Origin of the sequence: Micromonospora sp. MP36 (assembly GCF_008119785.1) — a bacterium.
GTDB lineage: Bacteria > Actinomycetota > Actinomycetes > Mycobacteriales > Micromonosporaceae > Micromonospora.
In genome coordinates this window covers 1-6,829 of the sequence record NZ_VSFA01000196.1, presented here as the reverse complement: position 1 = coordinate 6,829, position 6,829 = coordinate 1, and the positions used below count along the sequence as shown (strand labels likewise).

The window sequence follows — 6,829 nt, the reverse complement described above, 5'->3', positions numbered from 1 at the left end:
CCCAACGATGTTGACGATGCCGAGCGCCCGGTTGATGTTGTCCCATTCGTCGTGGATCCCGCCACCGGGGCGCAGGTTCACCGTGTCACCCGCGGAGTCTGGTCGCAGGGTCGCGACCACGACGGTCGCGACGACGAGCCCGAGCAGGAAGTACGCCGTCTGCGCGGTCCGCCGCAGCGGGGTCAGTCAAGGGGCCGAGCTGCATCAAGATGAAGGCGAGCCTTTGCGGCGACTCGAAGGTTGCCGTAGGCCTCGTCAAGAGCCGTGCCTGGCTTGCCTCCGAGCGGCAAACCGGCGGCGACGACCCCGTCCGCGAGCGTCGGCAACTCCGACGTCAGATGACGCAGCTCCATCACCTGACGCTTCTTGTGCTTCCGGACTGCGCAGGCGCTCGGGTACGCCGGTGCCGCGGCTGTGCGCGCCAAGCTGACCAGCTCAGGCCACCGTGGGGGTGGGGCGTAGGGCGCGTGGCTGACCGACCTCGACAGCAAAGGGGAACGCGGGGCTGCGCCGGCAGGTATGGCAGACGTCGCGCGACGTGGCCGGTGACCACGACATCGCCCCGGACGCCGCCGACCGGGTCCTGCACGCCCTCGACCTGCCCGGACTGCATGCAGCTGCACGTCCGCCTCACTCTGCCCTGACGATCGAGGTCACCGCCACCAGATGGTAGGACGGCTTCGACACCGCCGAGGGCCTCATCGCCACCTGCCTGAGCGCCAGCGGTCACGGCCACCACATCGACTGGCAAGCCTGCGCCGACGCCACCCCCGGCGACCTCGACCCCGCCGCCGACGAGCGAGCTGAGCTGCGATGACCGCCGCCGCCCGGCTGATCACATCGGGCTGCGGTTTCCGGGCGGGTCGGCCATTCCTCGGGTGCCGGTGGTCAGCGCCGGATCTGGGAGACGATGGTCGGATCGGTGATCGCGGTGTCCTTGGCCAAAAGCATCGCTTTGCTGAGGATCACCCCGAGCATCCGGTCACCTTCGAACGGCAGGAATACCTGCCCGCCGGTGGTGTCGATGGTCTGCTTCGGGACGATGCACAGGTACTGGTCGTTCGGCGTCATCAGGATGTTCCCCGAACCGAGGTGGATCTTGTAGGTGCGCAGGTCGCCTCGGACGGTCAGGAAGCGCCCGTCGAGGGCGCAGCGGTCGGCCACCGCGAGGCGGGGCACCAGCCGGGCCAGCAGATCGCGGCGGGTCTCGGCGGTGGCGGACAGTTCCCCGAAGCTGTAGGACTGCCAGTATTCCTGGTACCTGCCGGCCGGTCCGCCGTCCTGCCAGGTGGGGTCGTTGCCGACGCTGGCCACACCGACGAACAGGTCGACGTCGCGCATCACCTCGCTGAACACCAGCGGTGGGATCCGGTGCAGCGGCAGCGGGTCGACGTGCCGTTCACCCACCTGCACCCACTGGGTGTAGCGGCCCTCGCCGGCCTGGGTGCTGTTCTCGGGCGCCTGGATCGGATAGAAGCGCACCTGGTCGGTGCTCAGGCGCAGGTAGGAGCCGGTGCCGGTGGTTTCGTCGCCGATGCCTTCCACCCAGAACTCGGCGCGCAGCCCCCACCCGGGCAGCTCCCGAGTGGCAGGCGGGTACGTGTCGTCGACCATCAGCCGCAGCTTGTTCCGCCAGCCGCGGACGGCCGCCAGGGCGTGGAACTGGTGTTGGCGCAGCACGTGCGCGGCGAACCGGTTGGAGTAGACCCCGGTTTGCTCCTCGGCGGCGGTGAGCAGGTAGACCTCCCGGTGTGCCTGCTTGAACGGCTGCACCACCGCGTGCCGTTCCAACCGCACCCGCCAGGCCACCACCTCGTCGACGGGGCGGCCGATCGGATGCCACAGCGTCACCACCGCGTCGTCGGCGGGGCAGACGGGAGTGTCGTCGACGGTGCGCAGCGCGCCGTCGGACCAGCAGCAGGCTGCCCCGTCGACCAGCCAGATGAGCCGGCGGGCCAACGTGCCGACCAGCGGGTGGTTGAGGTACCGGAGCCGCCAGGACCCGTAGGACCAGGTGCGTTGGGCGAGGAACTGCCGGTCGAGCCGCTCGGCCTGCGCGGCCAGCATTTTCTCCACGTCCTTCGCGGCCGCCTTCAGGTCGCGTACCTCGTCGGGGTGGTCCCGTCGAGTCGCGGCCGGCGCTGATTTCACCATCCGACCGGCGGCCGTCCGCCAGGCCACCTGCACGGTGGGGCCGGTGATGGTCAGCTCTGCGGTCGTCTCGCCGACGGACTCCTGCCGCAGCCCGACCTCGCTGAGCCCGTACGTGGGTACAGCCAGCTCCTCAACCTCGTCCCGGGAGAGCCCGAGCGCCGCCGCGCGCCGGTCCAGGGCGGCGTTGAGCTGGTTGAGCGTCCCCTTGTACGTGATCCGGCTGGCCAGTCGGGCGAGCTGAGCCAGCGCATGCTCCCCGTCGAGTTCGGCGAGCGCGTGGACAGCGGCGTTGGCGATCTTCGGGTTGCGTGGCCCGAGCCCGGCGACCTTACGCAGCGACGTCTCCACCAACGCGGCGAGCGCCCGGGCCACGTCCGCGTCGTCGTCACCAGTGGCCGAGGGCAGCAGCCAGACCAGCCCGCGCAGCGCTGTCGCGTTGAACGGGTCATACGCCTGCCCGACGTCGTACCCCCAGTAACCGCCCTCAACCGGTAGGGTGCGCGGCCGGCCCACCATCGCCAGCCACCCGAGCACCCTCTCCCGGTACCCTGCGGCACCCACCTCGGCGAGCAGAGCGCGCCCACGGTTCGTCCAACGGGCCGTAGGCTTGCCGGTAGTGGCGGTCAGCGCGTGCGCCAGCAGCTCCGACCAGCCCTCACCGGCGGCGGGCAGCGCGTCCAGCACGGCGTCGGCCCACGCCTCGCCGGGATTGAGCACCGGCCTCTCCAACGGGACCGTCACGGCGTTCAGTTCCCCGGTGTGGTACCCGGTCAGGACGCTGCGCCGGGCGGTCGCCACCGTCGCCGCTGGCACCGGGACACCTGACTGCAGGGCGAACTTCAGCAGGGCGGCGAAGTCTTCGCAATCCCAGCAGGTCCACAACCCGCCCATGTGTTCGAGGAACCGGCGGAGGTCGGTGGCGGCAGCCCGCCGCTGCTCCGGTGACTGCCGTGACATGAGTCGGGACGCCAGGATCTCCAAGTACTGGGTGTCCCCGGAGGCGATGGGCATCAGCCACCGACCAGCGGCACGAGCTTGAGGAAGGAGATCTCGGTGCCGTTACGCAGCTCGACCTGCGCGTCGAGGTCCTCGACCTGACCGTCGTCGACGAGCACCACGAACCCGTTGCGGCCGAACGCCTCGACGGCACGGCGGAACTGTTCCTCGGCGTCCACCCGCCGCGGCTTCGACATCCGCCAGCCGTTCAGCGTCCGCTCGGTGTCGCCCGGCTGCACGAGCCCGCGGAAGACCTCCGATTGCCGGGCGTTGTGCTCGGCAACCTCCTGGAAGACGCGGCGGCGGATCACCTCCCGCAACGCCAGCCGCTCCTCGAAGATCTCCAGGTGCCACGCCTCGGTGCGATCACCTGCCGTTGTCTCATCCACGAAACTCACCGTCGCCATGGCCGGGGAGTGTAGGGAGCCACACCGACACCGAACCGCTCACCAGGTCATATGCGCCCGCGCGGTCACCCTGCGGCGCAATCCGCGCCGGGGGGCGGCGTGGCTACTACACGCTGACTGTGCCCGGTGTCGGCGTAGCTCAACTGTCGGCGGCGCAGACCGGTCTACCTGTCACGGCGTCCCACGCGGCCATCGCGTGTGTGACGACGTCGCTCAGCGCGGTTTGGTCGGCCCCGTCGCGGGCCTGTGCGGACATGCCTTGGAGTACCGCTGTGATGAAACGGGCCAGGGCTGCGGAATCCGTGTCGGGTGGTACGTCGCCCTCGGCCACGCCGCGCTCGATGCGCTGCTGCAGGGTGGCCAGGTCCTCTGTCCGGCATGCGGCCATGAACTGCCGGATGTGGTCGTTCTCCACCGCCCCGGTTGTCGCCGCCAGCAAGACGAGGCAGCCGGTCGGATGCCCGGGCTCCACGTAGGCGTACGCGTTGTGCTTCAGTAGCGCTTCGATTGCCGCACGGGCGGTCGGTGCCTGCTCGAGCGTGCGTTGCGGCACGGCGCCGTGGGTGGCGTTGTAGTGGGCGACTGCCTCCCGGAACAGCGCCTCCTTGTTTCCGAATGCGGCATACAGGCTGGGGGACGCGATGCCCATGGCCGTGGTCAGGTCCGTGAGGGAGGCACCTTCGTATCCGCGTTCCCAGAAAACCTGCATGGCCCGGTCGAGGGCAGCGGTTCGGTCGAAGGTGCGTGGACGTCCTCGCGTTCCCACTGTTTGCGTTCCTTTCCTGGCTCCGAATCACTTGACCGTGCACCGGCGAACCCGGGTAATCGCTTCACTCTGACAGGATTCCCCGATCCGGCGAACCGCGGGTCGTTCCTGCTCGGCTGCTGCAGAGGACTCTGCCGATCAAGGCCGGCAGGCATCGGCTCCGGTCCCGTGAGCGTCAACCCTCCACGGCCTTGAGTCCGATGATCCCGACGAGGATCAGGGCGAGGAAAGCGAACCGCTGCGGTGAGGCGCTTTCGCCTAGGGCGACGATTCCGGCGATGGTCACGCCGACGGCACCGATGCCCACCCACACCGCGTACGCGGTCCCGATGGGCAGGTTCTTCATGGCCCACGACAGCAGCACGAAGCTCAGCACGGCGGTGGAGACGGCCAGCGCCGAAGGCCAGAAGCGGGTGAACCCCTCGGTGTGTTTGAGCGCGGTCGCCCACACCACCTCGAGCAGGCCGGCGGCGATGAGAATGATCCAGGCCACGGGGTGTTCCCTTCGAGTCGGCGGCCGCCGACCACCGGCACCGGATCGGCACCTCTGGTTAGCGGCCGTGAACGACGGACTCAGGCGGCAAATCCGCCGTCTACGGCGATCGACGCGCCCGTGATGTACCGGCCGCCCGGGCCGGCGAGGTGGCTCACCGTGGCCGCGACGTCCGCAGGCTCGGCGTAGTGCCCCAGGGCGATGAAGCTGCGTTCGTGGTCGGCGCCGTCGCCGCTGGCCGGGTTCATGTCCGTGTCGGTCGAGCCCGGGTGCACCACGTTGACGGTGATGCCACGCGGGCCGAGGTCGCGGGCCAGGCCCCGGGTCATGCCGACCAGCGCACTCTTGCTCATGGCGTACAGGCTGACCCCCGCGTACGGGACACGCTCGGCGAAGCAGCTACCGATGCTGATGACCCGGCCGCCGTCGCCCATCCGCCGCACCGCCGCCTGGGTGGCCAGATAGACACCGCGCACATGCACCGCCAAGGTCCGGTCGACCTCCTCGGTCGACACTTCCTCGATCGACGCGTACGGGAAGACCCCGGCGTTGTTGACCAGGATGTCGAGCCGGCCGAACTCGGCGACCACGCGCTCGACCGCCGCCACGACCGCCGCGCCGTCCCCACTGTCGGCTTGGACGGCTAACGCCCGGCGGCCGTCCTCCTCGATCGCGGCGACGACAGCCTTGGCCTTCTCCCCGGCGCTCAGGTAGGTCAGCGCCACGTCGGCTCCGTCCTGTGCCAGGCGGGCGGCGATCGCTGCTCCGATGCCCCGGCTTCCTCCGGTCACCAGGGCGACCTTGCCGGCCAGATGCGTCACGTGAACCCTCCTCTCCATCGGTCATCATTTCTGTATCGAACGGTACAGTATTATCGCTGCACGGGGAAGCGGGCTGGAGGCCGACGGTCGCACCGTCCCGGCGCCGCACTACTCGGCTGCAATCCGCGTGGACCGCTCCACTTCATCGGTGGCGGGTAGCGGCACCCCGCTGGGTTGGACACCCACCAGGGCGAACAATTCCCCCAAAACGCCTTCCGCTTCGACTGGCAGGCCAAGACCGCGATCTGCCCACACGGAAAGGCCAGCGCCAGCTGGTCCGCCCAGCGCAAAAGCAACGGGACGCCCGTGACCCGCGTCCACTTCGCCCCGCGGGACTGCGCCTCCTGCCCCGCCCGCAGCAAATGCACGACCGCCGTCAACGGCAAATGGGGCCGCAGTCTCACCCTGCTCCCCGCAGATCAGCAGCAGGTCCTCGAAACCAGGCGCCGTGAACAGGCCACCGAACCGTGGCAGCAGCGATACCGGGATCGAGGCCACGATCTCCCAGACGGTGCGGCGCACCGGCATCCGGCACACCCGCTACACCGGCATGGACAAAACCTACCTCGGTTACCTCTTCGCCGCTGCCGCCGTCAACATCGTCCGCATCGACGCCTGGCTCACCGGAACACCACTCGGCCAGACCAGAACCAGCCACCTCACCCGACTCGAACTCGCCACCTGAAACGGCCTTACACCCCACTTCACGGATTTCCCAAAGTCCTGAAGGACCGGGATTCCGCGCTAAATCACGTTGACTTCAAGCAAGGTTCAGCTTGCAGGCTGATCGTCAATCGTGTGGACGGAGCTATCTGAATGATCGACCCGAAGGCAAGTATTCGCCTCGCCCGGCCCACCCGGGACCTTGCGGCGGCCGAACGTTTCTATGTGCATGGGCTGGGACTGGAGGTGCTCTACCGGGCTGCGGGCAACCACGGGAAGCACGACCTGCTGATGCTGGGCTGGCGCGAGGCGTCGTGGCATCTGGAACTGGTCGGGGGGTCAAGCCTCTCCGTGCAGCCGACACCGACGACTGAAGATCTCCTTATGCTCTACCTGTCCGAACCGATCGACGACGCGCTCGTCGCCCGCCTTGAACAAGCTGGCGGCAAGCGCGTCTCGCAGGGCGCGTACTGGGATCGGTGGGGTATCACGATCGAAGATCCGGACAGGTATCGCCTCGTCCTGTCCA

The 6,829-nt window shown here is 68.9% G+C and carries 7 protein-coding genes and 1 pseudogene; 2 read left to right on the top strand and 6 right to left on the bottom strand.

Going from position 1 to position 6,829, the window contains the following annotated elements:
- Nucleotides 1–182: 182 nt before the first annotated feature.
- The 6 genes from FXF52_RS42290 to FXF52_RS39970 form a co-directional block, all read right to left on the bottom strand.
- Nucleotides 183–356, bottom strand: coding sequence for a hypothetical protein (locus tag FXF52_RS42290; protein ID WP_187414010.1), 174 nt, complete (start codon nucleotides 354–356; stop codon nucleotides 183–185).
- 532 nt (nucleotides 357–888) lie between these two features.
- On the bottom strand, nucleotides 889–3,165 hold the full coding sequence (locus FXF52_RS39990; protein WP_148804845.1) for a DUF4132 domain-containing protein: 2,277 nt from the start codon (nucleotides 3,163–3,165) through the stop codon (nucleotides 889–891).
- Complete coding sequence (locus tag FXF52_RS39985) at nucleotides 3,165–3,557, bottom strand: hypothetical protein (RefSeq protein WP_148804844.1); 393 nt, start codon at nucleotides 3,555–3,557, stop codon at nucleotides 3,165–3,167. Before FXF52_RS39985 ends, FXF52_RS39990 begins: the two co-directional genes overlap by 1 nt.
- 139 nt (nucleotides 3,558–3,696) lie before the next feature.
- Nucleotides 3,697–4,266, bottom strand: coding sequence for a TetR/AcrR family transcriptional regulator (locus FXF52_RS39980; RefSeq protein ID WP_255472892.1), 570 nt, complete (start codon nucleotides 4,264–4,266; stop codon nucleotides 3,697–3,699).
- Nucleotides 4,267–4,498: 232 nt separating this feature from the next.
- Entirely contained in the window at nucleotides 4,499–4,816 is a 318-nt protein-coding gene (gene sugE / locus FXF52_RS39975) for a quaternary ammonium compound efflux SMR transporter SugE (RefSeq protein ID WP_148804842.1), read from the bottom strand.
- An 80-nt stretch (nucleotides 4,817–4,896) separates the two neighbouring features.
- Nucleotides 4,897–5,655 carry an SDR family NAD(P)-dependent oxidoreductase gene (locus tag FXF52_RS39970; protein WP_148804841.1) on the bottom strand — a complete coding sequence of 253 codons (759 nt, stop codon included), beginning with the start codon at nucleotides 5,653–5,655 and terminating at the stop codon, nucleotides 4,897–4,899.
- Between the two features lie 156 nt (nucleotides 5,656–5,811).
- Between FXF52_RS39970 and FXF52_RS44360 the strand changes: the two are divergent.
- Nucleotides 5,812–6,322: pseudogene (locus FXF52_RS44360) on the top strand (transposase).
- 131 nt (nucleotides 6,323–6,453) lie between these two features.
- Nucleotides 6,454–6,829 (top strand): VOC family protein (locus tag FXF52_RS39960; protein WP_148804839.1); only part of this gene is annotated, 376 nt, incomplete at its 3' end.